This is a genomic window from Methyloversatilis thermotolerans (assembly GCF_000372885.1).
GTDB lineage: Bacteria > Pseudomonadota > Gammaproteobacteria > Burkholderiales > Rhodocyclaceae > Methyloversatilis > Methyloversatilis thermotolerans.
On sequence record NZ_KB889967.1, the window covers coordinates 3,211,753 to 3,237,525 of the forward strand.

At 69.5% G+C, this 25,773-nt stretch carries 25 protein-coding genes and 1 riboswitch; of the genes, 17 read left to right on the forward strand and 8 right to left on the reverse strand.

The genetic code is table 11. The features are described from left to right. Positions 1–80 precede the first annotated feature (80 nt). Positions 81–296: riboswitch (cobalamin riboswitch) on the forward strand. A 117-nt stretch (positions 297–413) separates the two neighbouring features. From A3Q7_RS0114610 to A3Q7_RS0114670, 13 genes are all read left to right on the forward strand, one after another. Beyond that, positions 414–2,261 (forward strand): TonB-dependent receptor domain-containing protein, encoded by a 1,848-nt coding sequence (locus tag A3Q7_RS0114610; protein ID WP_026224863.1) that lies wholly within the window; start codon positions 414–416, stop codon positions 2,259–2,261. Positions 2,262–2,290: 29 nt separating this feature from the next. Next, the gene (locus A3Q7_RS0114615; protein WP_018412644.1) at positions 2,291–3,310 is read left to right on the forward strand and encodes a FecCD family ABC transporter permease; all 1,020 of its coding nucleotides are present in this window, start codon (positions 2,291–2,293) and stop codon (positions 3,308–3,310) included. Continuing rightward, positions 3,307–4,110: an ABC transporter ATP-binding protein gene (locus A3Q7_RS0114620; RefSeq protein WP_018412645.1), complete on the forward strand. Its 804-nt coding sequence runs from the start codon at positions 3,307–3,309 to the stop codon at positions 4,108–4,110. Before A3Q7_RS0114615 ends, A3Q7_RS0114620 begins: the two co-directional genes overlap by 4 nt. After that, positions 4,110–4,709, forward strand: a complete 600-nt coding sequence (gene cobO, locus A3Q7_RS0114625) for a cob(I)yrinic acid a,c-diamide adenosyltransferase (protein ID WP_026224864.1) — start codon at positions 4,110–4,112, stop codon at positions 4,707–4,709. The genes A3Q7_RS0114620 and cobO overlap by 1 nt, the downstream gene beginning before the upstream one ends. 35 nt (positions 4,710–4,744) lie before the next feature. Then, on the forward strand, positions 4,745–6,007 hold the full coding sequence (locus A3Q7_RS0114630; protein ID WP_040570991.1) for a cobyrinate a,c-diamide synthase: 1,263 nt from the start codon (positions 4,745–4,747) through the stop codon (positions 6,005–6,007). Continuing rightward, on the forward strand, positions 6,007–10,311 hold the full coding sequence (locus tag A3Q7_RS0114635) for a cobaltochelatase subunit CobN (protein WP_018412648.1): 4,305 nt from the start codon (positions 6,007–6,009) through the stop codon (positions 10,309–10,311). The genes A3Q7_RS0114630 and A3Q7_RS0114635 overlap by 1 nt, the downstream gene beginning before the upstream one ends. Before the next feature lie 12 nt (positions 10,312–10,323). Beyond that, on the forward strand, positions 10,324–10,764 hold the full coding sequence (locus A3Q7_RS0114640) for a MotA/TolQ/ExbB proton channel family protein (RefSeq protein WP_018412649.1): 441 nt from the start codon (positions 10,324–10,326) through the stop codon (positions 10,762–10,764). Further along, a complete protein-coding gene (locus A3Q7_RS0114645) occupies positions 10,761–11,066 on the forward strand; it encodes a hypothetical protein (protein WP_018412650.1) in 306 nt (101 codons plus the stop codon). The genes A3Q7_RS0114640 and A3Q7_RS0114645 overlap by 4 nt, the downstream gene beginning before the upstream one ends. Then, a complete protein-coding gene (bluB, locus tag A3Q7_RS0114650; protein WP_018412651.1) occupies positions 11,063–11,728 on the forward strand; it encodes a 5,6-dimethylbenzimidazole synthase in 666 nt (221 codons plus the stop codon). The genes A3Q7_RS0114645 and bluB overlap by 4 nt, the downstream gene beginning before the upstream one ends. A 20-nt stretch (positions 11,729–11,748) precedes the next feature. After that, entirely contained in the window at positions 11,749–12,675 is a 927-nt protein-coding gene (gene cbiB / locus A3Q7_RS0114655) for an adenosylcobinamide-phosphate synthase CbiB (protein ID WP_040570992.1), read from the forward strand. Next, positions 12,672–13,685, forward strand: a complete 1,014-nt coding sequence (cobD, locus tag A3Q7_RS0114660) for a threonine-phosphate decarboxylase CobD (protein WP_018412653.1) — start codon at positions 12,672–12,674, stop codon at positions 13,683–13,685. The genes cbiB and cobD overlap by 4 nt, the downstream gene beginning before the upstream one ends. Positions 13,686–13,753: 68 nt before the next feature. Continuing rightward, positions 13,754–14,635 carry a cobalamin-binding protein gene (locus A3Q7_RS0114665; RefSeq protein WP_026224868.1) on the forward strand — a complete coding sequence of 294 codons (882 nt, stop codon included), beginning with the start codon at positions 13,754–13,756 and terminating at the stop codon, positions 14,633–14,635. After that, a complete protein-coding gene (locus tag A3Q7_RS0114670) occupies positions 14,632–15,438 on the forward strand; it encodes a cobalamin-binding protein (RefSeq protein ID WP_018412655.1) in 807 nt (268 codons plus the stop codon). Before A3Q7_RS0114665 ends, A3Q7_RS0114670 begins: the two co-directional genes overlap by 4 nt. A gap of 241 nt (positions 15,439–15,679) precedes the next feature. Here A3Q7_RS0114670 and A3Q7_RS0114675 read toward each other — a convergent pair whose 3' ends face one another. Beyond that, on the reverse strand, positions 15,680–15,985 hold the full coding sequence (locus tag A3Q7_RS0114675) for a hypothetical protein (RefSeq protein ID WP_018412656.1): 306 nt from the start codon (positions 15,983–15,985) through the stop codon (positions 15,680–15,682). Positions 15,986–16,215: 230 nt separating this feature from the next. Here A3Q7_RS0114675 and A3Q7_RS0114680 point away from each other — a divergent pair, with 230 nt between their 5' ends. Next, positions 16,216–16,527: a Rieske 2Fe-2S domain-containing protein gene (locus A3Q7_RS0114680; RefSeq protein WP_018412657.1), complete on the forward strand. Its 312-nt coding sequence runs from the start codon at positions 16,216–16,218 to the stop codon at positions 16,525–16,527. A gap of 298 nt (positions 16,528–16,825) precedes the next feature. Here the strand turns inward: A3Q7_RS0114680 and A3Q7_RS0114685 are convergent, their stop codons facing one another. The 3 genes from A3Q7_RS0114685 to A3Q7_RS0114700 form a co-directional block, all read right to left on the reverse strand. Continuing rightward, positions 16,826–17,281 (reverse strand): YaiI/YqxD family protein, encoded by a 456-nt coding sequence (locus A3Q7_RS0114685; RefSeq protein ID WP_018412658.1) that lies wholly within the window; start codon positions 17,279–17,281, stop codon positions 16,826–16,828. Further along, positions 17,278–17,460 carry a hypothetical protein gene (locus tag A3Q7_RS0114690; RefSeq protein WP_018412659.1) on the reverse strand — a complete coding sequence of 61 codons (183 nt, stop codon included), beginning with the start codon at positions 17,458–17,460 and terminating at the stop codon, positions 17,278–17,280. Before A3Q7_RS0114690 ends, A3Q7_RS0114685 begins: the two co-directional genes overlap by 4 nt. Before the next feature lie 173 nt (positions 17,461–17,633). Continuing rightward, the gene (locus tag A3Q7_RS0114700) at positions 17,634–17,897 is read right to left on the reverse strand and encodes a hypothetical protein (RefSeq protein WP_026224870.1); all 264 of its coding nucleotides are present in this window, start codon (positions 17,895–17,897) and stop codon (positions 17,634–17,636) included. 44 nt (positions 17,898–17,941) lie between these two features. Between A3Q7_RS0114700 and A3Q7_RS0114705 the strand changes: the two genes are divergently transcribed. From A3Q7_RS0114705 to A3Q7_RS0114715, 3 genes are all read left to right on the forward strand, one after another. Further along, positions 17,942–18,484 carry a YaeQ family protein gene (locus A3Q7_RS0114705; RefSeq protein WP_018412662.1) on the forward strand — a complete coding sequence of 181 codons (543 nt, stop codon included), beginning with the start codon at positions 17,942–17,944 and terminating at the stop codon, positions 18,482–18,484. Between the two features lie 175 nt (positions 18,485–18,659). After that, entirely contained in the window at positions 18,660–18,926 is a 267-nt protein-coding gene (locus A3Q7_RS0114710) for a type II toxin-antitoxin system Phd/YefM family antitoxin (protein WP_018412663.1), read from the forward strand. Next, the gene (locus A3Q7_RS0114715; protein ID WP_018412664.1) at positions 18,923–19,348 is read left to right on the forward strand and encodes a type II toxin-antitoxin system VapC family toxin; all 426 of its coding nucleotides are present in this window, start codon (positions 18,923–18,925) and stop codon (positions 19,346–19,348) included. The genes A3Q7_RS0114710 and A3Q7_RS0114715 overlap by 4 nt, the downstream gene beginning before the upstream one ends. A 240-nt stretch (positions 19,349–19,588) precedes the next feature. Here A3Q7_RS0114715 and A3Q7_RS0114720 read toward each other — a convergent pair whose 3' ends face one another. Genes A3Q7_RS0114720 through A3Q7_RS0114735 form a run of 4 tightly spaced genes read right to left on the reverse strand, consistent with a single transcriptional unit; the run spans position 19,589 to position 25,765 of the window. Then, positions 19,589–20,599, reverse strand: a complete 1,011-nt coding sequence (locus tag A3Q7_RS0114720) for a hypothetical protein (RefSeq protein WP_018412665.1) — start codon at positions 20,597–20,599, stop codon at positions 19,589–19,591. Positions 20,600–20,659: 60 nt separating this feature from the next. Then, entirely contained in the window at positions 20,660–21,178 is a 519-nt protein-coding gene (locus tag A3Q7_RS0114725; RefSeq protein ID WP_018412666.1) for a DUF3617 domain-containing protein, read from the reverse strand. Continuing rightward, positions 21,175–23,880, reverse strand: coding sequence for a DUF2339 domain-containing protein (locus tag A3Q7_RS0114730; protein WP_026224871.1), 2,706 nt, complete (start codon positions 23,878–23,880; stop codon positions 21,175–21,177). The genes A3Q7_RS0114725 and A3Q7_RS0114730 overlap by 4 nt, the downstream gene beginning before the upstream one ends. Positions 23,881–23,890: 10 nt before the next feature. Continuing rightward, positions 23,891–25,765, reverse strand: coding sequence for an MFS transporter (locus A3Q7_RS0114735; RefSeq protein ID WP_018412668.1), 1,875 nt, complete (start codon positions 25,763–25,765; stop codon positions 23,891–23,893). Between the last annotated feature and the right edge of the window lie 8 nt (positions 25,766–25,773).

Sequence of the window (25,773 nt, forward strand, 5' to 3'; positions counted from 1 at the left end):
GAAGCCTGCGCCCGCCGTGCGTCCGTCGGTCGGATTTGGGCGCGGCCGGGTGTGGTGGTATCGTGCGCGCCTGTTCCGCCATGGCGGAACGCGTGCAGGGTGCTTCCGGCGCAGGCCGGAAGTTAAACGGGAAGCAGGTGAGCGGATCCTTCGCAATGCCTGCGCTGCCCCCGCAACGGTAAGTGGTCAGGACGTGCCGGATGCCACTGGGCTCTTTGCCCGGGAAGGCGGTACATCCGTGGTCGACATCGACCGCAGCCACGAGCCCGGATACCGGCCTTGCGTGCTGAGCGGTCATGCCCGGGGTGTGGCATCGTCACCGGGCCTTGCTGCCTGTGTGTCTTCCCCGGTCATGGCTTCATGACACGGCTGTCGTTCGGGGACGGGCGACGGCACAGGGAGCACGACAACACATGCCAAGCCTCACCCCGCCGGCTGCGCGCGGCACCGCGCCGGCCGCTGCACTCGCATCGGTCCTTGTTTCAACCCTCTTGCCCGCTTCGATGGCCCGGGCCGACGCACATGCGCTCGACGCGGTCGTGGTGACCGCCACCCGCACCGAACAGCGCGTACAGGACACGCTGTCCGACGTGACCGTCATCGATCGCGAACAGATCGAGGCGGCCGGCCAGTCCACGCTGACCGAACTGCTGGCCCGTCAGCCGGGGGTGCAGACCTTCAGCAATGGCGGCCCGGGTGCCAGCAGCGACTACTACATCCGCGGCGCCGAATCGAAACAGAATGTCGTGCTGATCGACGGGGTGCGCGTGGGATCCGCGACCACCGGCACTGCTTCGCTGCAATACCTGCCGCTGTCGCAGATCGAGCGCATCGAAATCGTGCGCGGTCCGGCCTCCGCGGTGTATGGCGCCGATGCGGTGGGCGGCGTGATCCAGATATTCACCCGGCGCGGTAGCGACGACGGGATGACGCTGGATGCCTTCGCCGGCGCCGGTACCCACGATACCAACGAAGCCAGCGCCTTCCTGCGCGGCGGCGACGAACGCTGGCGGCTGTCGCTTGGCGCATCGGTGCTGCGCACCGACGGCATCAATGCCTCCAACTCGCGGCGCTCGGCCTCCTCACGCAACCCGGATCTGGACGGCTACATCAACCGCAGCTATTCCGGCAGCGTCAGTTTCACGCCGGTGCGCGGCACCGAACTGGGCAGCCAGTTCCTGTACTCGAGCGGCCGCAACCGCTATGACAGCCGGCTCACCACCGACGATCGCAACGAATTCGAGAACTACAGCGGCAGCGTTCATATCCGCCAGTCCTGGAACGAGGACTTCAGCACCACGCTGCGGGTGGCGCGCGCGGTCGATTCCTACGACAGCATCACCAGCGTCGTGTCGCCCTTCCGCACGGTCGAGGACAGCAGCACGCTGGATGCCCGGCTCAAGCTGGCCGGTGGATCGCTGTTCGCGGCGGTGGAACATCGCAGCCAGGATGTCGATACCGCCGCGATAGACCGCCGGCGCGACATCGATTCCGCGCAACTGGGCTGGTCCGGTCGCATCGGCGCCCATACGCTGCAGCTCAATGGCCGGCATGACAGGTTTTCCGGCGGTCAGAGCAAGAGCACCGGCAACGCGGCCTGGGGCTATCACCTCACCGACGAGTGGCGCATCCACGCCGGCTATGGCACGGCTTTCCGCCTGCCCACGTTCAACGAGCTGTACAGCCCGAGCTCCAACTTCGGCAATCCCGATGTCGGGCCCGAGTCCTCGCGCAACAAGGAGGCGGGGCTGGTGTGGCAGCGCCGTGGCTCACGCGCTTCGGTCACCCTGTACGACAATCGCGTGGACGGCCTGATTCAGACACCCGGCACCAATCTGCCGGTGCAGAACGTGGCGCATGCGACGCTGCGCGGCGCAACCTTCGCCGCATCCACCTATGTCGGCCACACCGAACTGTCGGCAAGCCTTGACCTGCTGCATGCCGAGGACGAGGACACCGGCCTGCGGCTGCGTCGGCGCGCGGCGCAGAGCGGCAATCTGATGGTGCAGCAGCATCTTGCGTGGGGCCGCGTGGGCATCGAACTGCTGCTGGTCGGGGATACGTATTCGACCGCTGGCCAGCGCGACTGGGTGGCCGGCTACTCGGTCATCAATCTGTTCGGTGTATGGAAGGTGACGCCGGAACTGGCGCTTGAAGGCAGGATGAACAATGTGACCGACCGGGAGTACAGCACCGTCTATGGCTATGCGACCCCGGGCGCCACGGTATTCGTCGGCCTGCGCTACACGCCGCGCCTCTGATCACGCCCAACGACCGCCATACTTGCCCGATGGACAGCCACGCTTCCGCCGCCACCGTACCCGTGCCGGTCGCCGATCTGCGGCGCCGCCGGGTGTGGGTGTTGCCGCTGCTTGCGCTGCTGCTCGCGGCGGCATTCGTGCTGGCGCTGGCGGTGGGCAGCGTGCCGGTCACATGGGTTGATCTGTGGACCCTGGTGACCGGTGGCGATGCCGGCATGGCGGGTGCCATCGTCGCGACGCTGCGCCTGCCGCGCGCGATCGCGGCGGCGGCCTGCGGCGGGCTGCTCGCGCTGGCCGGCGCGCTGATGCAGATCCTGCTGCGCAATCCGCTGGCCGACCCCTATGTGCTGGGCATTTCAGGTGGCGCTGCGGTGGGTGCGTTGCTGGCCATGCTGTTCGGCGTGGCGTCCGCCTTGCTGGAACTGTCCGCCTTCGCCGGCGCGCTTGCCGCCATGGCGCTGGTGTTCGGGCTGGCGCATGGCGCGGGCAGCCGCACGCCCACCCGTCTGCTGCTCACCGGCGTCATCGTGTCGGCCGGCTGTGGCGCCGCGGTGTCCTTCATCCTCGCGGTGGCGAATGAACAGTCGCTGCGCGGCATGCTGTTCTGGCTCATGGGCGACGCCAGCACCGCCAGCCGCCCCGGTGTGGCCGCCATCGTGCTGATCGCCGGTCTGCTCGCCTGCGCGCCGCTGGCGCGCGATCTCAATCTGCTCACGCGCGGCGATGCGACGGCGCAACTGCTCGGTGTGCCGGTGGCGCGGCTGCGGCTCGTCGTCTATCTGCTGGCGTCGGCATTGACCGCGGTCGCGGTCACCACCGTAGGCTCGGTCGGTTTCGTCGGCCTGGTCGTGCCTCACCTGATACGGCTGGCCTTCGGCAATGACCAGCGCCTGCTGCTGCCGGCCAGTGCGCTGGCCGGCGCCGCGCTGCTGCTGCTGGCCGATACCGCCGCGCGCACCGTCATCGCGCCGGCGCAGTTGCCGGTGGGCGTACTCACCGCGCTGCTTGGCGTGCCGGTCTTCCTGTTCCTGCTCAACCGCCATCGATGACGGCCGGCCACGCATCCCTCGTCGCGCGCGGTGTCGATGTATCGGTGGCCGGCCATGTGCTGTGCGCGGGCGTCGACCTGGAGGTACGCGCCGGCGAACTGCTGGCCATCGTCGGCCGCAACGGCATCGGCAAGTCCACACTGCTGGCGACGCTCGCCGGCCTGCGCGCACCTGCTGCTGGCAGCGTGCTGCTGGATGGCCGCGCGCCGGGCGCCTGGCCGGCGCGGGAACTGGCGAAGCGGCGTGCGCTGCTGCCGCAGTCGCACGAAGATCACTTCGCATCGACCGTGCTCGATACGGTGCTGGTCGGTCGCCATCCGCACATCGGCCGCTGGGCCGACGAGAGCGATGCCGATGTCGCGATCGCGCTCGAGGCGCTGGCGGCGGTGTCGCTGCGCGGGCGTGAATTGCGCGAGGTGCGCTCCTTGTCCGGCGGCGAGCGGCAGCGTGTGGCCATCGCCGCGCTGCTGGCGCAGCAGGCGCCACTGTGCCTGCTCGATGAGCCGGTCACCCATCTCGATCTCGACTACCAGATCGAAACGCTGGATCTGTTCGCCCGTCTGGCGCGCGAACAGGGCCGCGCGGTGGTGGCGGTGCTGCACGATCTGAATCAGGTGCTGCGCTTCGCCGATCGCGCACTGCTGCTGACCGGTGCGGGTGCCTGGCTGTGCGGACCGGTCGACGAAGTGCTGCAGGCGGAGGTGCTGTCGCGCGCCTTCTGCCATCCGCTGAAGGAATTGCGCGACGAGGGCCGGCGCTATTTCGTGCCGGCGCAGGAAGGGAATGAGCGGAGGACGTGATGAGCGATATCGATGAGCGGCACGAGGCGCGCATGAAGCGCAAGAAGGCGGTGGTGGATCAGGCGATCGCCGCTGCCCAGGTCGAACGCGGCGTCCTGGTGGTGAACACCGGCAATGGCAAGGGCAAGTCCAGCGCCGCCTTCGGCGTGGTGGCGCGCGCGCTCGGCCACGGCATGAAGGTGGGCGTGGTGCAGTTCATCAAGGGCCGCTCGGACACCGGCGAAGAAGCCTTCTTCCGCCGCCAGCCGGACGTGAGCTGGCATGTGTCGGGCGAGGGCTTCACCTGGGAGACGCAGAGCCGCGCGCGCGACGTCGCCACCGCGGAGGCGGCCTGGCAGCAGGCGCGCCGGCTGCTGGGCGATCCGGCCATCGGTCTGGTGGTGCTGGACGAGCTGAATATCGCGCTGAAATACCGCTATCTCGATGTCGCCACCGTCATCGCCGACCTGCGCGCGCGGCCGGCCATGCAGCACGTCATCGTGACCGGCCGCGCGGCGCCGCCGGAATTGATCGAAGCCGCCGATACGGTGAGCGACATGACTCTGGTGAAGCACGCGTTCAAGGCCGGCGTGAAGGCCATGCCCGGACTGGAATGGTGAGCGTGTCGCCGGCAATCCGCCGCTGTCCGGCGCTGATGGTGGCGGCACCGGCGTCCGGTCAGGGCAAGACCACGGTGGTCGCGGCACTCGCCCGTCTGCATCGCTCGTGCGGCCGGCGCGTGCGCGTGTTCAAGTGCGGACCGGATTTCCTCGACCCGCAGATCCATGCGCTGGCCAGCGGTGCGCCGGTGGGCAACGTCGATCTGTGGATGACCGGCGAAGACGATATCGCCGCACGGCTGTATGCCGCGGCGGGCGAGGCGGACCTCATCCTGGTCGAATCGGTCATGGGCCTGCACGATGGCAGCCCGTCCAGCGCCGACATCGCGCGCCGCTTCGGCCTGCCGGTGCTGGCGGTGATCGACGCGCGCGCCATGGCGCAGACCTTCGGCGCACTGGCGCACGGCCTGAAGCACTATCGCGATGGTGTGAACCTGTGTGCGGTGATCGCCAATCGGATCGGTTCCGCGCGCCACGCCGACATGCTGCGCGACAGTCTGCCCGCCGACATCGCCTGGTACGGCGGTCTGCCGCGCGACGAGCGCATCGCGCTGCCGGAACGACACCTCGGCCTGCTGCCCGCCGCGGAGATCGACGGGCTGGATGCGCAGCTCGACATCGCCGCGCAACTGCTGGGCGCGTCGGCCGCAGCCGATCTGCCGCCGGCGGTGGCGTTCGCGCCGCTCGCGCATGCGCCGCTGCCGCGCCTGCTCGACGGTGTGCGTGTCGCGGTCGCGCGCGACCCCGCCTTCTGCTTCGTCTATCCGGCCAATATCGAATGCCTGCGCGCACTCGGCGCGGAACTGACGGAGTTCTCGCCGCTGACCGACGCGGCGCTGCCCGACTGCGATGCGGTGTGGCTGCCCGGCGGCTACCCGGAACTGCATGCCGCGCGCTGGGCCGGCAATACGGCGATGCATGCGTCCCTGCGCCGGCATGTCGATGCCGGTCGCCCGCTGCTCGCCGAATGCGGCGGCATGATGAGCCTGTTCGAAACCCTCGCCGACAAGGCCGGCGCCTGCCACTGCGGCGCCGGCCTGCTGCCCGGCACGGTGCGCATGCAGGCGCGTCTGGCCGCACTCGGCCTGCAGCAGGTCGCGCTGCCGGAAGGCCTGGTGCGCGGCCACACCTTCCACTACTCGGTGGCCGATACGCCGCTGCCGCCCGTGCTGCAGGCGAGCACACCGGACGGACGTCCGGGCGAGGCGGTGTATCGCGTCGGCCGGCTCACCGCCAGCTACGTCCATCTGTACTTCCCGTCACAGCCGCAGGCGGTGGCCGCGCTGTTCATGCCCTGATGGCAATGCGCCTGTTCGCACTGTGCCTGTTGTGCTGCGGGCTGTCGCTGCCAGCGATGGCCGCCACCGTGTTCGCCGTGGTGTCCGAGCGCGCGGCGCCCGATGTGGCCGCTGCCGCTGCGGTACTTGCCGCGGATCCGGCCTTCGCCCGGCGCCACACGCTGCGCGTGCGCACGCCGGCGCAGATCGAGGCGATGTCGGCGGCGGAACTGGGCCGCGCGCTGGCCGCGGCCGATACGGTGCTGGCGGTGGCCGCCTTCGGCGAGTCCGGCCCGCGACTGCGGCACGCGCTCGAGGCGCTGCCGCCCCGTCCTGCGGTATTCGCATTCAATGCCGAAGGCCCGGGCGCGCTGGCGCCACTGACCCGGCGCGGCACGTCGTCCTTGCAGGCGTGGTCGCCGGAGGCGCTGTCGGTGCTGCTGCGCGAGCCGGCGGATGCCGCGTCCGCGGCGCGCGGCGACAGCGATGCGCTGCTGCGCGAGTGGCGCGCGCTGCGGGCGCTGTGGCAGGCCGGTGGCGCCGACAATCTGGTCGCCCTGCTGCGCCATCTGGCACAGCCCGGTCCGCTGCCCGCCGTGCGCCCGGTCGCCGACCTGATATGGCGTGTGGATGGACGCGCGCATGGCGATGACGAGATGCTGGCGTTGCCGGCGGACGGCCCGGTGGTGGCGGTGCTCGATCTGGTGAACCAGGACGCGCACATCGCCGATGCGCAGTGCGCTGCCCTCCGCGCGCGCGGACTGCGTTGTGTCGCGGTCATGGCGCGCTGGGGCGAGGCCACCCGGCGCGCCGTGCTGTCGCTGCCGGCACGCATCGCGCCCGCGCGGCTGTCCGCATTGGTCGTGCTGCAGGATTTCGTGCTCGGCGCGGCGGAAGGGCGCGAGGCGGTGACCGCCGCGCTGCAGTCGCTGGATGTGCCGGTGTTCAAGGCGCTGCGGCTGCAGGAACGCAGCCGCGCCGAATGGGCGCTGTCCGCCGACGGCTTGCCGGCGGCCAGCGTGCAGTACCGGATCGCACTGCCGGAACTGCAGGGCGTGGGCCAGCCGCAGGTGGTGGCGGTGGCCGGTCCGCTGATGATCGATGCGCTGACCGGTGTGCAGCTCCGTCGCCCGCAACCGCTGCAGGCGGAAATGGCGCGTCTGGCCGCGCGCGTCGCCCGCTGGCAGTCGCTGCGCGACACGCCCCCGGCGCAGCGACGCATCGCCCTCATCTATTACAACCATCCGCCAGGCCGGCAGAACATCGGTGCCGACAATCTGGATGTGCCGGCGTCCTTGTTGCAGATGCTGCAGGCGCTGCAGGCCGCCGGCTACCACACCGGTGCGCTGCCCGACACGCCGGAGGCCCTGCTCGATATGCTGATGGATCGCGGTGTGAATCTGCCGGAGGACGGCCGCGAACTGGCGCGACTGGCGCGCGAGCTGCCTTCGCTCGGAGCGACGGATTACCAGCGCTGGTTCGATACCCTGCCGCTGGCGCTGCGGCTGGAAGTGGCCGAAGGCGCGCCGGGGCGCATCCACGGTGATGTGCTGGCGGCGCGCGAAGCCGGTCTGCCCGCCACCGGTCGCGCGCGCATCGAGCATGGCGTGGCCGAGCTGCGCCATCTGCTGGAAGGCATCGAACATCCGCGACGCGAGCGCGCGCTGGCGCTGCTCGACACCATCGAACGGGCCTGGCTGCGCTGTGTCGCGCGCGATCCGGGCGAGCACTGCGCGCATGCCGCGCAGTTGCGGCGCGACATCGTCGCGCTCGGCATTCCGGGCTTGCGCGGCTGGGGCCGTGCGCCCGGGCGGGTCATGGTGAGCGGCGGCCGGCTGGTCATACCCGGTCTGCAGTTCGGCAATGTGTGGGTCGGTCCGCAGCCGCCGCGCGGCTGGGAAGTGGATGAGGAACTGCTGCACGCCAACACCAGCATCCCGCCGCCGCACCAGTATCTGGCGGTGTACCAGTGGCTGCGCGAGCACTTCCGCGCCGATGCGCTGGTGCATGTGGGCCGCCATTCCACCTATGAATTCCTGCCCGGCAAGGCGGTGGGTCTGGCGGCCACCGACTATCCCTCGCTCATCGCCGGCGATCTGCCCGGCATCTATCCCTACATCGTCGATGGCGTGGGCGAAGGCACCCAGGCCAAGCGCCGCGGCGGCGCGGTCATGATCGATCATCTGACGCCGCCGCTGTCTGCCACGCCGCTGTATGACAGCCTGCTCACGCTGCGCCAGCTGGTGGAGAGCTTCGAAAGTTCCAGTTCGGACGAATTGCGCGCGCGCGCTGCCGGCGAAATGCGCCGCCAGGTCGAAGCGCTGGAACTGCGCGCCGAGCTGGAAGCCAGCATGGCCGATGTACTTACCGTGCGCGGTCTGCGCTTCGAACAGGTGGACGATGAACTGCTCGCGCACGAAATCGGCCATTACCTGACCAAGCTGCAGGAAAAGTTCATGCCGCTCGGACTGCATGTGTTCGGCCGGCGCTGGAGCGAGCAGGCGCTGGACACCATGATGGTGTCCATGGCGCGCGGCGACGACGCCGACATGGTGCGCGCGCGGCTGGCGGCATCGCCCGATGCGGAAATGGCCGCCCTGCTGGCCGCGCTCGACGGCCGTTTCGTCGCGCCCGGCAAGGGCAACGATCCGCTGCGCGCGCCCGATGCGCTGCCTACCGGCCGCAATTTCCATGCGGTGGATGGCGACGTGCTGCCGACCCGGCTCGGCCATGCGCTCGGCCGCGAACAGGCGGCGCGCGTGCTCGCGCGGCCGGCGGCGGGCGGGTCGGAGGGCGTGGTCATGTGGGCGTCCGATGCGGTGCGCGACGAAGGTGTCATGCTCGGCTTCAGCCTGGCGCTGATGGGCGTGGAGCCGCAGTGGAATGCGCGCGGCGTGGTGCAGGGACTGACGCTGGCGCCGGCCCCGGAGGGCGGTCGTCGCGATGTCATCGTCACCACGTCCGGCCTGTTCCGCGACCTCTATCCCAATCTGGTGAACATGCTGGACCGCGCCGGGCGCCTGGCGCTGGCCGCCAGCGCGCACCACATCGCCGCCGGCGACGACAGGCTGGCGCAGGCGCTGCGGGCGGCGCTTGCGCCGCTGGGCGATGCCGTGCCGGCGGCGGGCGACGAGCCGCTGGACAGCAATGCGGTGGCCTCGCAATGGCGGCAGCGCGCACAGGCACTGATGGCCGCTGGCCACAGCCCGGAACAGGCCGGGCGCGCAGCGGCCTGGCGCGTGTTCGGCGACGCGCCCGGTGCCTATGGTGCCGGCGTGAACCGCTTGGCCGAGCGTTCGGGAAGCTGGCAGTCGCGCGTACAGCTCGGCCGCGTCTATCTGCGCCGCATGGGTCATGCCTACGGGCTGGATGCCGGCGGCGAACCGGCGCATGCCGCCTTCGATCTTTCCGTTGCGCAGCTCGCACGCACCTATCACGGACGCGCCAGCAATCTGTATGGCCTGCTCGACAACAACGATGCCTTCGACTATCTCGGTGGCCTCAGTCTGGCGGCGGAAACGCTGACCGGTCGCGTGCCGGATGCGCAGGTGCTGTACAACGCCGACCCTGCGCGCACCGATGTGCAGCCGCTGGCGACCGCGCTGCTGTCGGAACTGCGCGGCCGCTATCTGAACCCGGAGTGGATAGGGCCGCTGATGGGGCATGGCTATGCCGGCGCGCGCACCTTCGGCCAGGAATTCATGGAGAACCTGTGGGGCTGGCAGGTCACGCGGCCCGATCTGATCCGCGACTGGGCGTGGGAAGAAGTGAAGCAGGTCTATCTTGACGACCGTCACGGCCTCGGTCTGCCGGCCTTCCTCGAACGCGGGCACAACGGACATGTGAAGGCGCAGATGCTGGCCATCATGCTGGTCGCGGTACACAAGGGTTTCTGGCAGGCCGACGACGCGACCGTGCGGCGTCTGGCGCACGATCTGGTGGCCCAGTTGCGGCGCACCGGGTTGCCCGGCAGCGGTCATACCGCGCCCGGGCATCCGATGTGGGACTGGCTGGTGCCCCGGCTCGACGATGGCGATGCGCGCAGCCTGCGCGCGGTGCTCGATGGCGCGCGCGGCGAGTCTGCCGCACGCCCGGCGGTCGCTGCCGACGCTGCGACCCGGCCCGGCGCGGCGGCCCCTGCGCAACGGCCTGACGAAGCGACCGCGGCGGCGTCCGTTGCCGCCTCCGCTGCGCTGAAGTGGACCGAATTGCAGCGCGCACCCGCGCCTGCGCCGTCCTCCCCGCCCTGGCCGCTGGCGGCGCTGGCCGTGCTGCTGGTCGCGGTCGGCGCCGCACGCGGTGCCGGCCTGTCACGATTTCGATGAAAGGATGAAGCGATGACCGATCTGTCCTGGGTCCATGAAGGGGTGAAGCTCTTGCTGCTGCCGGTGATGGCGGTGTTGCTCGCCGCGTGTGCGCTGGCGCTGCTGGAAGCCGGGCTGGCGGCTGGCGAGCGGCTGCGCGGACTGGCGCGCCTGCGCGCGCAGGGCGACGCACATGCGGTGGAAAGACTGGCGCGGCGCCGGCTCGAACGCGCCGACCTGCTGGCGCGGGTGCCGCCCATGCTCGGTCTGATGGCCACCATCATTCCGCTCGGGCCGGGGCTGGCCGCGCTCGGTCGCGGCGAATCGCAACTGCTGGCGCAGGCGGTCACGGTGGCCTTCGATGCCACGGTGCTCGGCCTGGCTGCCGGCATCGTCGGGCTGTGGGTGGGCCGGCTGCGCCGCCGCTGGTATGACGAACTGCTGGATGAACTGGAGATGGAGGGCGTACGATGAGGCGCACGCTGCCGCGCCGGCTGCATTCGCGTTTCGACACCGGTGACGAGGATCCGCGCGCCAGCCTGGTGAACCTGGTCGACGTGATGCTGGTATTCGCCTGCGGTCTGCTGGCCGCGCTGACCGCCGGCGGTCAGGCCATCCTGAAGCCGGTCGAGGTCGAGCGCGGCCGCGAAATCAGTGCGCCCGAGCGTGGCGCCCGCCAGCCCGGCGATGGCATGCAGGCGCTGGGTCAGGTGTATCTCGATCCGCAGACCGGCAAAATGATACTGATCGAACAGCCCGCGACCCGCGCCCCATGACTTCACGCCAGCCTCTGCCCGATTTTGCCGACGACGAACGTGCCGCGGTGTACCGCGCCATCGCCGAGCGGCGCGACATGCGGCATTTCCGTCCGGATCCGGTGGCGCCGGATGTGCTGGCGCGACTGCTGTGGGCGGCGCATCACGCGCCCAGCGTCGGCTACATGCAGCCCTGGCGCTTCGTGCGCGTGACCGACCGCGCGCTGCGCCAGTGCATGCACGCGCTGATCGACGAGGAGCGCGTCGCCACCGCGCAGGCGCTGGGCGAACGCGAACAGGAATTCATGCGGCTCAAGGTCGAAGGCGTGCTGGACTGTGCCGAGGTGGTGGTGGTGGCGCTGTGCGCCGATCGCGAGCGCCACGTGTTCGGCCGCCGCACCATGCCGGACATGGATGTCGCCTCCTGCGCCTGCGCCATCCAGAACATGTGGCTGGCGGCGCGCGCCGAAGGCCTGGGCATGGGCTGGGTTTCCATCTTCGATCCCGCCCGTCTGGCCGCGCTGCTCGCCATGCCCGAGGGCGCCCGCCCGCTCGCCGTGCTGTGCCTGGGCCATGTCGATGGCTATTACCCGGCGCCCATGCTGGAGATGGAGGGCTGGGCGCAGCGCCTGCCCGAAGACATGCTGATCGGCGAAAACCGCTGGCCGGAGGATGCGCAGTGATCGCCCAGCAGGGCTTCCTGATGACGGTGCTGTGCGCGGCCGCCGCCATCATGCTGGACCGCGCGCTGGGCGAGCCGCGCCGCCTGCATCCGCTGGTCGCCTTCGGTACCCTGGCCGGGCGTCTGCAGCGCCTGATGAATGCGCCGCTCACGCAGCGCGATCCGGCGACCCGGCTCACCGGCCTCATCGCCTGGTCGCTGGCGGTGCTGCCCTTGGTGGGGCTGGCCGGCTGGCTGCGCGGGCTGGATCCGTCGCTCGCGGTGCTGGTCGATGTCGGCCTGCTCTATCTCGCGCTGGGCGCGCGCAGTCTGGCCGAACACGCGCATGCAGTGTCGCGGCCGCTGGCCGCCGGCGACCTCGGCGAGGCCCGTCGCCGCGTCGGCTGGATGGTGAGCCGTGACACTTCGCAGCTCGACGAGGCGGGCGTGGCGCGCGCCGCCACCGAGTCGGTGCTGGAAAACGGCAACGACGCGGTGTTCGCTGCGCTGTTCTGGTTCCTGCTGCTGGGCGGGCCCGGCGCGCTGCTGTTCCGGCTGGCCAACACGCTGGATGCGATGTGGGGTTACCGCACGCCGCCACTGCGCTACTTCGGCTGGGCCGCGGCGCGCATCGACGATCTGCTCAATTTCGTGCCGGCCCGGCTCACCGCATTGAGCTATGCGCTGTGCGGCGCCACCGGACGCGCGCTCGCCTGCTGGCGCACCCAGGCGCCGGCATGGGACAGCCCGAATGCCGGCCCGGTGATGGCTGCCGGCGCCGGTGCCTTGCGCGTGTCGCTGGGCGGCGCGGCCATCTACCACGGCAATGTGGAACAGCGACCGCCGCTGGGCGAGGGGGCCCAGCCGTCGGCCGCCGACATCGACCGCGCGGTGGCGCTGGTCGGCGCAGCACTCAGAGTGTGGATGACCGTGCTCGCCATCGTGGCGGTGCTGTTGCAGTTCGCATGAGGAGCACCGCGACACCCGAACATGGCGGCCGGCTGCTGCAGGCCGCCGCCCGTTACGACATTCCGGTGGAAGACTGGCTGGACCTGTCCACCGGCATCCATCCCGAACCCTGGCCGGTGCCGCCGCTGCCGCAGTCGGTGTGGCAGCGTCTGCCCGAGGATGACGACGGGCTGGATGCCATCGCGGCGGCCTGTTACGGGAGCGCCGCGCTGCTGCCGCTGGCCGGATCCCAGGCCGCGATACAGCGCCTGCCGTCCTTGTTTCCGCGCAGCCGGGTGACCCTGCTCGCGCCCACCTACAACGAACATCCGCACGGCTGGCTGCGCGCCGGCCACGCGGTGCGCGGTGTCGCACCGCGCGACATCGAACCGGCGGTCGATGACAGCGACGTGCTGCTGCTGGTGCAGCCCAACAACCCGTGCGGCACGCTGTTTCCGGTCGGCCAGGTGCTGGACTGGCATGCCCGGCTGGCCGCGCGCGGCGGCACGCTCATCGTGGACGAAGCCTTCATCGATGCGCAGCCGGATGCCAGCGTGGTTTCGTATTGCGGAGACGAGGTGCCGGGCCTGGTGGTGCTGCGCTCGCTCGGCAAGTTCTTCGGGCTGGCCGGGGCGCGGGTCGGCTTCCTGTTCGGCCCGCGTGCGCTGCGCGAGCGCCTGGCCGCCGACATCGGACCGTGGCCGGTGGCCGGTCCGTCGCGCTGGGTGGCGGCGCGTGCGCTGGCCGATCGCGACTGGCAGCACGCGCAGCGCGCGCGGCTGGCCGCCGACGCGGAACGGCTGGCGGCGCTGTTGCGCGCAAGCGGCTGGGGCGAGGTCAGTGGCTGTGCGCTGTTCCAGCGCGTGCTGACCACGCGTGCCGCGGCGGTGCACGACGCCTTCTGCCGGCGCGGCATCCTGCTGCGCCTGTTCGACGCGCCGTCCGCGCTGCGCTTCGGCCTGCCGGGTGACGCGGCGCAGTGGCAGCGGCTGGAAGCGGCGATCGATGCGCTGCGCGGCGTGCCCGCATGAGGACGAGCGCGGGGTGCGCCAGCGTGGGCATGTCCCCGCATGAAGGGATGGAATCCGGAAAGAGAACGATGAGAACCTTGTGTGTCCTGTTGTGTGCCGTGCTGGCGCTGCCGGCGGCGGCGGCGGAACTGAAAGTGACCGACGACGCCGGCCATGCCGTCGTGTTGCCGGCGCCGGCCCGGCGCATCGTCAGTCTGGCGCCACATGTGACCGAACTGCTGTTCGCCGCCGGCGCCGGTGCACAGGTGGTGGGCGCCACGCAGTACAGCGACTGGCCGGAGGCAGCGAAGGCGGTACCGCGCGTGGGCGGCTATACCTCGGTCGACATGGAAGCGGTGGTGGCGCTCAAGCCCGATCTGGTGATCGCCTGGAAGAGCGGCAACCGCAACCAGCAGTACGACAGGCTGCAGAAGCTGGGCATCCCGGTGTATGTGAACGAACCGCGCTCGCTGGAGGACGTGGCGCGTTCGCTGGAACAGTTCGGCCGGCTGGCCGGCACGCCGCGCGAAGCGGAGGCGGCCGCGCGCGCCTTCCGTGCGCGCCGCGATGCGCTGGCGGCGCAGTACGCGCAGCGGCCTGCGCTCACCGTGTTCTACCAGATCTGGAACAAGCCGCTGATGACCATCAACGGCCAGCACCTCATTTCCGATGTGATGGCGCTGTGTGGCGGGCGCAATGTGTTCGCCGGCCTGCCCATGCTGGCGCCGACGGTGACCGAGGAGGCGGTGCTGGCGGCCGCACCCGAGGTGATCGTCGCCAGCGGCATGGGCGAGTCACGGCCGGAATGGCTGGATGCCTGGCGTCGCTGGAGCGCGCTGCCGGCAGTGAAGAACGACAACCTGTACTTCATTCCGCCGGAAATCCTGCAACGGCACACGCCGCGCATCCTCGATGGCGCCACGCGTCTGTGCGAACAGCTCGAACAGGCGCGCGGCAGGGCGCCACGATGACTTCGCCCGCGGACCGGCTGCCACGCCGCATCGCCTGCCTGTGCACCGAAGCGGTCGAGGTGCTGTACGCGCTCGGCGAAGCCGACCGTATCGCCGGCATTTCCGGCTTCACCGTGCGGCCGCCCGAAGCGCGCCGCGAAAAACCGAAGATCAGCGGCTTCTCGACCGGCAAGGTGGAGCGCATCCTGGCGGTGCAACCCGATCTGGTGCTGGCCTTCTCCGATCTGCAGGCCGACCTGTGTCGCGATCTGGTGCGTGCCGGGCTGGAGGTGCATGTATTCAACCAGCGCTCGCTCGACGGCATCCTGCGCATGGTGACGACGCTGGGCGCGCTGGTCGGCCGGAGTGTCGAGGCGCAGGCGCTGGTCGAGCGGCTGCGGCAGGGGCTGGAAGCGGCGCGCATGCGCGGCGAGGCGCGCATCGCCCGCCATGGCCGGCGCCTGCGCGTCTATTTCGAGGAATGGGACGAGCCGCTGATATCCGGCATACGCTGGGTGTCCGAGCTGATCGAACTGGCGGGTGGCGAGGACGTGTTCGCCGATCTGTCCCGCTTCCACAGCGCGCGCGAGCGCCGCATAGACGACCCGGCAAGCGTGCTGGCGCGCGCGCCCGACGTCATGATCGCTTCGTGGTGCGGCAAGAAATTCCAGCCGGCGCAGGTGCGCGCCAGACCCGGCTGGGCAGCGCTGCCGGCCGTGGCGGCGAATCGCGTATACGAAATCAAGTCGCCATTGATACTGGCGCCCGGCATCGCCGCGCTGACCGACGGACTGGTCGCGCTGGAGGCCTGTCTGGACGGCTGAGCGCGCGCATCGCGCCGGTCTCGCGAGAGCGGAAGAAAAGGCGGCGGGAGAAGCCTGAACCCGGGAAGGACCGCGCTGGCTGAGGCGAAGTTCTTGCGTGGTTTTTCCGATGTTTTTCTTATGCCCCGGGGATCAGGGTGCTGCGGGGGGACGGAAGTCGCGACCGCTCCGTTCACGGTCCGGCCGGGCCGGAAAAGAGAACCGCGATACGGGCGGGATACCGGTGCGACCGGCTGTCCGCTCAGTGAGCGAGCTGCACGCCGTTATGGACCCGGGCCATCACCTTGCCGTCGGACCACGCGAATGCGGCGGCGGGATCGCTTGCGCGCAGGCCCTGTTCCACGTGCATGCGGTCGACCAGGGTGGCGATCGCGGCTTCCAGGCTTGCTTCCGGATCGTTCGATGCATCCTCGAAACGGTCGATCGAAATTTCCGGGCCTTCCTCATCGTCATCCAGCATCTGCACGATGAAAATCTCTTCCTTGCCGGGCCGGCCATGCACCGTTGCGCGGTAACGGTCGCCCCGATAGAAGAACTCACGAACCATGTCGATTTCTCCTTGAGTGTGGTGGGGTGACCCGTCGCTGGCGTCACGGGTCGCTGCGCAGACTACGCATCGCGACCGCGGCGTTCCTTGAGCCAGGTCAACGCATCGTCCGGCGGTAATGGGTGCGCATCTTGCTCGGCAAGGCGCGGGGGCTCGTCCGGCGCCGCGTTCTGTCGCGAAGCGCACGTGGCGCTGCCAGGTCTGTCGCATCCGTCGCGGAGAATCGGAACATGGCCTACAAGCCGGTATGCAAAGAGAAGATCCTGTACGAGGGGGAACTGGTGCCGTGCCGGGCGGACGGCCACGAACTGCTCATCATGTGGCCGGACGGCGGCCGGCCGCGCGCCTGGGACGCCGCCTGTCCGCACGAGGACGTGTCGCTCGCGCGCGGCGTGTTCAATGGCCGCACCCTCATCTGCATCGCGCATGGCTGGGTGTTCGACGGTCGCAACGGCGAAGGACTGTCACCCACCGGCTGTGAAATGACCGAATACCCGATGCGCGTGGTCGACGGCATGGTCGAGGTGGACCTGCCGGATTGAACACGTCACGTGCTTCGTTCGGGGTTGCATCGCGGGCAAGCCCGCTCCCACGAAATTCTGGCTCCGTTCGTGTTTGCCGCGAGCTCTTGTGGGAGCGGCCTCTGGCCGCGATGCGGCCTTGGCGAGCCGCCGGCTTCGTTCCAGGCTTCAATCGCGGGCAAGCCCGCTCCCGCCCAGCCCGCGCTCCATTCGTGTTTGCCGCGAGCTCTTGTGGGAGCGGCCTCTGGCCGCGATGCGGCCTTGGCATGTCGCGGGCTTTGTTCGAAGCAGCATCGCCGAACACCCGCACCGTTCGCGGTCAGCGTCGCCGGGCGAGGAAGCGGTCGAGCGCGGCGGCGAAGGCGCGTGTGTCGGCGGGCGAGAACGCCGACGGTCCGCCGCTCATGACGCCGCTGTCGCGCAATTCGCTCATCAGCGCGCGCATCTGCAGGCGTTCGTGGATGGTGTCCGCGGAAAACCACTCGCCGCGCGGCTCCAGCGCATGGGCGCCACGCGCGAGTACGGCGGCCGCCAGCGGAATGTCGGCGGTGATCACCAGATCGCCGCTTGCCACTTTCTGTTCGATATAGCGGTCGGCTGCATCGAAACCATGCGCCACCTGCACGGCGCGGATATGCGGTGACGGCGGCACGCGCAGCAGGCGGTTGGCCACCAGCGTGAGCGTAAGTCCGGCGCGGTTGGCGGCGCGAAACAGGGTGTCCTTGACCGGCGCCGGACAGGCGTCGGCATCCACCCAGACCGACAGCGGATTCATGTCAGCACCACCAGCAGCGTCACCACCAGGGCCAGGCCGGTCAGTGCGACGAAGGCGACGCTGTGCGGTTCGCCGCGCGGCGGATAGCGGCCCAGGCTCAACACCTTGAGCAGCAGCCAGCCGGGGCCGTAGAACAGTCCGACGGTGGCGACATTGAGCAGGAAGACCAGGCGCAGCATCTAGCGCGGCGCTCCGGTGCGGGTACCCGTCCCGTCGCCGACAGAGGGCTTCGTCGCAAACAGGTCCAACGTATGGGCCTCGCCCTTCGCGTGATGGCTCCGCGCGGTCGCCTGCCGCCACGTCGTGCCGTGCCATTCGGCGCGGCGTCGCCGATCGATGTGCATGGCCGGATTCAGTCGAGCGACCGGGTCAGCAACTCGGTCACCAGGTCGTTCAGCGACAGTTGGCGTTCGTTCGCCAGATCGCGCAAGCGGCTCGCCAGGTCGGAGGGGATCTTGACCGCGAAGGGCACGAGGCCGCGTTCCGCATCCAGCCTGCGCTGTTCCTTGCGGTCCAGCAGCGGCGCCGCGCCCAGCGGTGCCTTCGCGCCAGCGGCGTGCTTCATCTGCGCCACGACTTTCAGTCTTTCGTTCTTGTACAGATCTGTTTTCTTCACGTCGGTATCCTGTGCGGTCTTTCGAATTGCGCACATTGTCGGCCATGGCCCTGAAATCCACCATCTACAAGTTCAAGCTGAACGTGTCCGACATGGACCGCCCCCACTACGGCGAGTATGCGCTGACCGTCGCCCGCCATCCGTCGGAGAACGACGAACGCATGATGGTGCGCGTGCTGGCGTTCGCGCTGCACGCCGATGATGACCTGCGCTTCGGCCGCGGCCTGAGCAGCGAGGACGAAGCCGACCTGCATGCCGCGGACCTGACCGGCGCGATCCGGCTGTGGCTGGATGTCGGCTTGCCGGACGAACGTCTGGTGCGCAAGGCGGCGGCACGCGCGGCACGCGTGGTGGTGCTGAGCTACGGCCGTACCGCCGCGCAGTGGTGGGAACAGTCGAAGGCGACGCTGGCGAAGCTGGCCAATCTGACCGTCTACCGGCTGTCGCCCGCCGACAGCCAGGCCCTGGCCGGCCTCGCCCAGCGCGGCGCCGACCTGCAGTGCATCGTGCAGGAGGGGCAGATCTGGCTGGGCGACGAGGGCGGCATGCTGCAGCCGGCGCTGGAGACGGTGTTCGGCGGGGGCTGAATGGAGGAGGGCGCCGGGCCGATGTCCTCCTCATCGTCATGTGAACATCCCGTTCTGCGCATTGACCGTGCAGTCCTGGCGATCGGGGGTGAGGCGGTGCCGGAACGATTGTGGTCACAATTAATGGCTGGATGCTATATTGGGATCACATCTATTGCTCTGTAAAGCTTATTCTATGGACGTGGCGGTACGAGAACTGAAGGCGCAGTTGTCGAAATATCTGGCGCGAGCCCGTGCCGGCGAGGTGGTTGAAGTGCGCTCGCACAACAAGCCCATCGCGCGGATCACAGGCATCCCGCCGGAGGCCGACACGCCGCTGCAGCGGCTGGTGGCAAGCCAGGCCCTGACCTGGTCAGGTCGCAAGCCGGTGTTCGCTGCGCCACTGAAACCCGGCGCGGGCGGGACAAACATCGCCCGGATGGTGATCGAGGACCGCGGGTGATCGTCTTCTGCGACACGTCGGCGCTGGTCAAGCTCTATATCGAAGAAGAGGGCAGCGCGGATTTGCTGGATGCAGTGGCCGGCTCGTCGGTGGTCGCGGTGTGTCGCGTCGCGTGGGCCGAAGCGATGGCCGCTTTTGCGCGCCGTGCTCGCGAAAATCCGGCGGACGACGCGATCGTGGACGAGGCCCGCGGCCGTCTGCGGACGCATTGGCCGGACTTCGCGATCGTCGAGATCACGCAGACGCTGGTCGAACTGGCCGGCGACTATGCCGATACCTTCGCCTTGCGCGGCTACGACAGCATCCAGCTCGCCGCAGCCCAGACGCTGAATCTGGCGGGTGTCGGCGCGGTCGCCTTTGCCTGTTTCGATAGCCGGCTCAACAAGGCGGCCAGAGTGCTGGGAATGCGGAGCACGGGGTAGCGGCAACGGGCGACTGCCGCCGCAAGGACTTGGGCGCCGGCGGCGCTCATCACGCTCCCGTGATCTGATCCACGCCACCGCGTTCGGCGTGTCCTGTGGCAGTCCTTGTCCTGATCGGGATTCCTTACCCCGGACCCTTCCTTCCGCTCCGGCGCGAAGGTCATGCTGCCTGCGCGATCAGGTGTGACTCCATGCAGACCGGCTGCATGCGGCAAAGCCGTACCGCCGACCGGCCGGCCATCATTGCGGATAGTAGGCGCCCACCTGGAAGAACTCCTTGATCAGGAAGTCCTCGAGCTGCTTCTGGTGTTCCGGGCGCGCCGACAGCACGACGGTGCGGCCCAGGCGCAGCGATTCCCAGTTGAAGTCGCCGCTGTAGTAGCGCCGTATCAGTTCGATCATGCGCTGCACGATGGCGCGTTCGATGTCCCCGTGCAGGCCGGCGTCGACTTCGATGAATTCCTTGCGCGCATTGCCGGCGTCCGTGGTCCAGCCGCGGAATTCGAAAGCGGCTGTGCGCACGCCTTTGCGCGTGATGCGGAAGATGCCGTTGGTGCCGGGCTGCTGCAGGTTGCGCTTGATGTTGGCGGCGGCGATGTCGTCGGCGGACGGGCCGCGCTCGCGCGCGCGGGCTTCGGCGTTCTCTGACGCCGCAGCCTCCTCTGCCAGACGGCGTTTCTCGCGCTGCGCGGCCACGTAGGAGGCCATGTCGGTCGGTGCATCCGGTGCCGGTGCCGGCCTGGGCGGCGGCGGTGGGGCGGGCTCGGGTACCGGGACGCGCGCCACCGGCGGCGGCTCCGGCGGACGCGGCGGCGTCTTGCGGCTGTCGCGCTTTTTCTGGGCGGTCTGCTTCTTCGGCCTGGGCGCGGGCGGTTCAGGCGCGGCGGCCGGAGGGGGTGCGGCGGCGGCCCGACGCGGCGTGTCGGGCTCGATCATGCGCACGCTGATGGGTTGATTGCTGCCCAGCGGCTGTTCCGGGAGGGTGCGTGGCGACAGCACCCACCACAGCGCCAGACCGTGCAGCAGCAGCGCGGCGATCAACGCGACGAGGCCGCTCGGGCGCAGGTGCAGATGCACGCTGGTGTCGCCCAGCGGCGAACGTTCGACGTCGACCGAGAACGGAGCGAGGCTGTCGGCGCGGCGGCGGTTGCGCGGGTGTTCGGGGTGGCGGGTGTGCATGGGCTGTTCAGGCGTCTGCGGAGCGGCCTGCTGTCCGGTGGCGGGCATGGCCCTCCGCAGCGAATCCTTCATTCCTGTTCAGCGTTTCCTGCAATGAGAGAGCGACGGACCTGGCCGCCGCCGCAAGGGCCGTCAACGGGCCGTGGGTTTGAGCGCACCGCAGTCCGCCCCGATCCAGCGGGCGTCGGTTTCCGACTGCATGGCACCGTGTTCGGACGCCATGTTAACAGTCGAAGTGAAATGCGTCGGGCTGTCTATGCGAGCTTCGAACTGTCCGCTGGCCTTCGGGTTCCTGCACTGCAGGGTGCCTTTGACCAGATTGGGTGTGTTGGCGACCTGACTGTAGCTGCAGTCGCCTTCCTTGCGCCCGGAGAATACGTCGCTGCGCTTCACGTCTTCCGCAGTGATGCACACCTTGATCGCCCCGCCATTGCCCAGTGCCACGCCCTGCGACGCCATGCGCTCTTCCATCATGCGGCGCGTTTCCGGCGGCATGCGCTTCAGTTCTTCCTGCATGCGCGCCATCGCGTCGCCCATGCCGGGCAGGTTGACCCGCGATCGGAATTCCCACAGCCCTGGCTGGATGTCCGCAGCGAAAGCCGGCGCACACAGGCCCGACGCGATCAGAAAGCCGGTCAGCACTCGTTTCATCGTAGATCCTCGGATACGGGTGGCGCTGCGGGCGGCACTGGCGCGACATAACTGGCGATCAGGATGAGCACGCCTATGCCCAGCAGCGAGCCGGTCCATTCCAGCGTACCGGCGCCGGCCAGATCCACCATGAGCATCTTGCCGCCCACTGCCCCGAGCAGGCCGAAACCGGCGAACCAGAGGCTGCGCGCGCCATGTCGTGTCGCGTGCATCATCAGCGCGAGCGCAGTGAGCGCCCAGGTCAGCGACAGCACCGCCTGCAAAAGCGTGGATTGGAACATGGCGGAGGCCGACCACGCCACCCCGGCCAGGTGATGCACGCTGCGCGCCGCCAGTGCGGACACCCATGTGAGGGCGCCGATGCCGACGACGACCGGCGGCAGCAGCGCGCTGCGTGCCAGCCAGGCCAGCGCGATCAGGCTGCCCAGGTCCAGCACCGACAGCAGCGGCAGGTAGGGCAGGGCCGATGCGCCGTCATGCGCGAACTGCAGCGTCAGCACGGTCAGCAGCGTCAGCGCGGCGGCCGGTCGCAGCACGGCGCGGCGCCAGCCGTCCGGCGTGACGCCCCAGGGCCATTCCGCAGTGGATTGCAGGCCCCGCTGCACGATCCGCGCGGCGAGCAGCCAGATTGCGGTCCAGGCGAGCCACTGCCAGAGCGCCGGGTCGGGCAGCACATCGTCCAGCCACCGTCCAGCCTCCACCCCGATCGACAGCATGAGCGTCCACGCGCCGGCGATGTGACGGAAGGGATTGAACAGAGCGTCGCCGTCCTCGTCCTGCTGGCGCAGCATCCGGAAATGGGTGGCCCAGGCGAGCGGCAGCACGAGCACCATGGCGCCGTACAGCAGATGGTGGTGCGCATCCCACGCAAACGCGCTGCCCAGCCACAGCACCGGCAGCGACAGCGCGGCCAGCGCGCGCGCAAACGCGAATGCATGGCGCCGGCCCAGCCATTGCGCCACGGTGCAGCTTGCCATCACGAACAGCAGCGCGCACGCGGGCTGCAGGTGGAGCGGCACGAAATCGTCGATGTCGGCCAGTCCGCCGAACAGCCACCAGCCCGCCAGCCAGAGCGTCAGCAGCGGCAGCAGCCAGTCCGGCCGCGCGACATCGCTTCGCCGCAGCACGCGCACCGACCACAGGGCGGCGCCCGCCAGCAGCAGGCCGCCCAGGCTGCGGCCATTGAGCAGCGGCCACTGGCCGGCGGGGAGCGGCAGCGCATCGATCAGGTACAGGCCAGCCGCGCCTTGCAGCAGCAGGCCCGACCACAGGCTGAGCCTTGCCTTGCGCGCGCAGCCGTACCACACCGCCGCGGCGCCCTCGACCGCATACAGCGCGGCGGTCATCTGCAGGTCCAGCGCGAGCGGAACGGCCAGCGTCAGCAGCGCGGCGCCGATGCCGGCATGCGCGCGCCGCAGCAGATCCGCCTCAGGCGCCCGGCGTGCCAGCACCCTGGCCAGCAGCAGATAGTAGATGCCGGCGGCAGCCGCGCTGAGCGCGCCGCCATGGGCGAAGGGCTGCACCAGCGCCATCTGCAGCACGCCGGCGGCCAGCGGCGGGCCGAACAGCAGCGCGCCCGATTCCCAGCTTGCCCCGCCGGGTGCGTGCACTGTCGTCTGCGCGACATGGCTGGCCGTGAACAGCAGGAAGAAGGCGATCAGGAAGGCCTGTACCACCGGATAATCGTCCGGCGTGTAGCCGTGCAGGCCCCAGCCGGTGCCGATGGCGAAGGTGAACAGGAAGCCGGCCAGCACCAGCGCGCGCCAGGCGCGCCGCCAGCTCAGCGCGATGATGAAGGCATCGAGCAGCAGGAAGTAGCTGAACAGCAGCATGTAGTCGTTGCCGCCGGTGGAGGCGAGCATGGGTGCGACGAAGGCGCCGGACAGACCGAGCAATGCCAGCGCCTGCGAGGACTGGCGCGCCGCCGTCACCGCGCATGCGACGCCCAGTGCGGCGAACAACAGGAAGGCTGGCGTGGCTTCCAGGAAGTGGTAACGCGCCAGCGCGAAATACACCGCCAGGTAGAGCAGCGCGAAGCCGCCGCCCTGTATGGTGAGCGCGAACATCAGGCGCTGGCCTTCGGCGCCGCGGGTCGCCATGCGCAGGCCACCGGCGATCAGCGCGAGACCCGCGAAAACCGTGCCGGCCAGCCGCAGCGCGGGCGGCAGCCAGCCCGCCTGCACCGCGAGGCGCATCGCCGACGCGACGCCGAAGAACAGCACGACGATGCCGATGCGCGCGAGCGGGTTGCTGCCCATCAGGCGTGACCACAGGCTGGCCAGCCAGGGTGGGGCCGTGTCCGCAAGCGCCACCGCGTCGCGTTCTGGCGTCGCGGGTGGACGCGCGGGCGATGGCACGGCCCCGGCTGCGCGCGACTCGGCCGCGTGCGGCATTTCCGGCATTTCCAGCAAGTCCGGAGTCGTGGCGGCGGCCGAGCCTTCGGTGTCCGCAGCACTCACCTGCTCGCCGGCCGGATGCGGCCGTTCCGTGGACGCGTTGCCCTCCTTCTGCGCTTCGTACAACCAGCGCGTCTTGCGATCGAGGTCGCGCAGCTTGTCGTCGATCAGGCGTTCGCGCGCGGACGTGCGCGATGCGATCCAGAGGCCCGCACCCAGACCGCCGAGCGTGCCGGCGAAGGCCTCGAACACGCCGTGTGCCGATCCGGCGAGCAGTCCGAGCAGTGCCAGTACGAGAGCCTGCATGTCTCCTCCGTCAGCGCCGGTCGCCACGCAGCGCGGCGACGCGCGCATGCAGCGCCTCCGGCGTGGCGTTCTGCGGATCCAGCCGTTCGCCGCCCACCAGCTCGATGCGGCTGAACAGACCGCGGCGCAGCGGTTTGCTCATCGCACGGCCATCCTTGCGCGAGAAGAAGCTGCCCCACAGACCGCGCAGCGCCAGCGGTATCACCGGAACCGGCGTGCGTTCGACGATGCGGAGGATGCCGTTGCGGAAAGGTTGCAGCTCGCCGTCCCCGGTGATGCGCCCCTCCGGGAACAGGCCCACCAGTTCGCCGGCCTCGAGCGCGGCCGCGATGTCGTCATAGGCGCGTGCGAGCAAGGCAGGATCCTCTTTCGCCGACGCGATCGGGATGCAGCGGTTGCTGCGGAACAGCCAGCCGAGCAGCGGCGTGTGGAAAATGCGGTGATCCATCACGAAGCGTATCGGCCGGCGGCAGGCGGCGCTGATCACCAGCGCATCGACGAAGCTCACGTGATTGCACACGATGACCGCGGGCCCCTGCTCGGGGATCGCGTCGATATGCCTGACCTGCAGGCGATACACGGTATGGATGAGCAGCCAGACGACGAAGCGCAGCAGGAATTCCGGTACCAGCATGTAGATGAATGCCGCTACTGCGGCATTGAACAGTGCGGCGACCAGGAAGAGCTGTGGAATGTCCAGGCCTGCGTGCAGCAGCAACAGGCTGATGCCGGCCGACGCGACCATGAAGCCGGCATTCAGGATGTTGTTGGCGGCGATGATGCGTGCGGCGTGGCTGCGCTCGCAACGGGTCTGGATGAGCGCGTACAGCGGCACGATGTACAGGCCGCCGGCGGCGCCCAGCAGCGCGATGTCCGTCAGCATGCGCCAGTGCGACGCGTGCTGCAGGAAGGTGCTCACGCTGCCATCCCCGGGCAGGGCGGCGGCCGGTGTCGCGAGGAACAGATCGATGCCGAACAGCGTGAGGCCGATGGCGCCGAAAGGCACCAGCCCGATCTCGATGCGTCCGCCGGACAGCTTTTCGCACATGAGCGAACCGGCGCCGACGCCCACCGAGAACACCGCCAGCAGCAGGATGAACACGCCTTCGCCACCGCCCAGCACGTCCGACGCATAGACCGGAAACTGTGCGAGCAGGGTTGCGCCATAGAACCAGAACCAGGAAATGCCGAGCAGCGACAGCCAGACGGTGCGGTTGCCGGTGGCGAACCGTATCGTGTCGCGGGTCGAGCTCAGCGGATTCCAGTCGATGCGCATGCCGGGCTCGGGAGCCGGCGAGCGCGGGATGCCGCGGCTGGTCCACCAACCGGCGACGGCCAGCAGCAGCACCGCGGCGGACAGCCCCCAGGCATCGGTCACGCCGACCAGCCACGCACCGACGATCTGCCCGAGCAGGATGGCGACGAAGGTGGCCGACTCGACCAGGCCGTTGCCACCGACCAGTTCTCTGTCGTCCAGATGCTGCGGCAGATAGGCGTACTTGACCGGTCCGAACAGCGTGGACTGGCTGCCCATCAGGAACAGCGCGAGTACCAGCGCCGGCAGGCTGGCGGCGACGAAACCGATGGCACCCAGCGCCATCACCGCGATTTCGATCACCTTGCTGAGGCGCGCCAGCAGGGCGCGGTCGTACTTGTCGGCAATCTGCCCGCTGGTAGCCGAGAACAGGAAGAAGGGCAGGATGAACACGCCCGGCAGCACGGTGGCGAGCAGAGCGGGCGACACATCGGTGATGCTGCCGGCGCGGAAGGTGAGCAGGGTGATGAGCGCCGTCTTGAACACGTTGTCGTTGAGCGCACCCAGAAGCTGGGTCAGGAAGAAGGGGCGGAAGCGACCTTCCTTCAGCAGATGGAACTGTGAACTCATGCGATCTC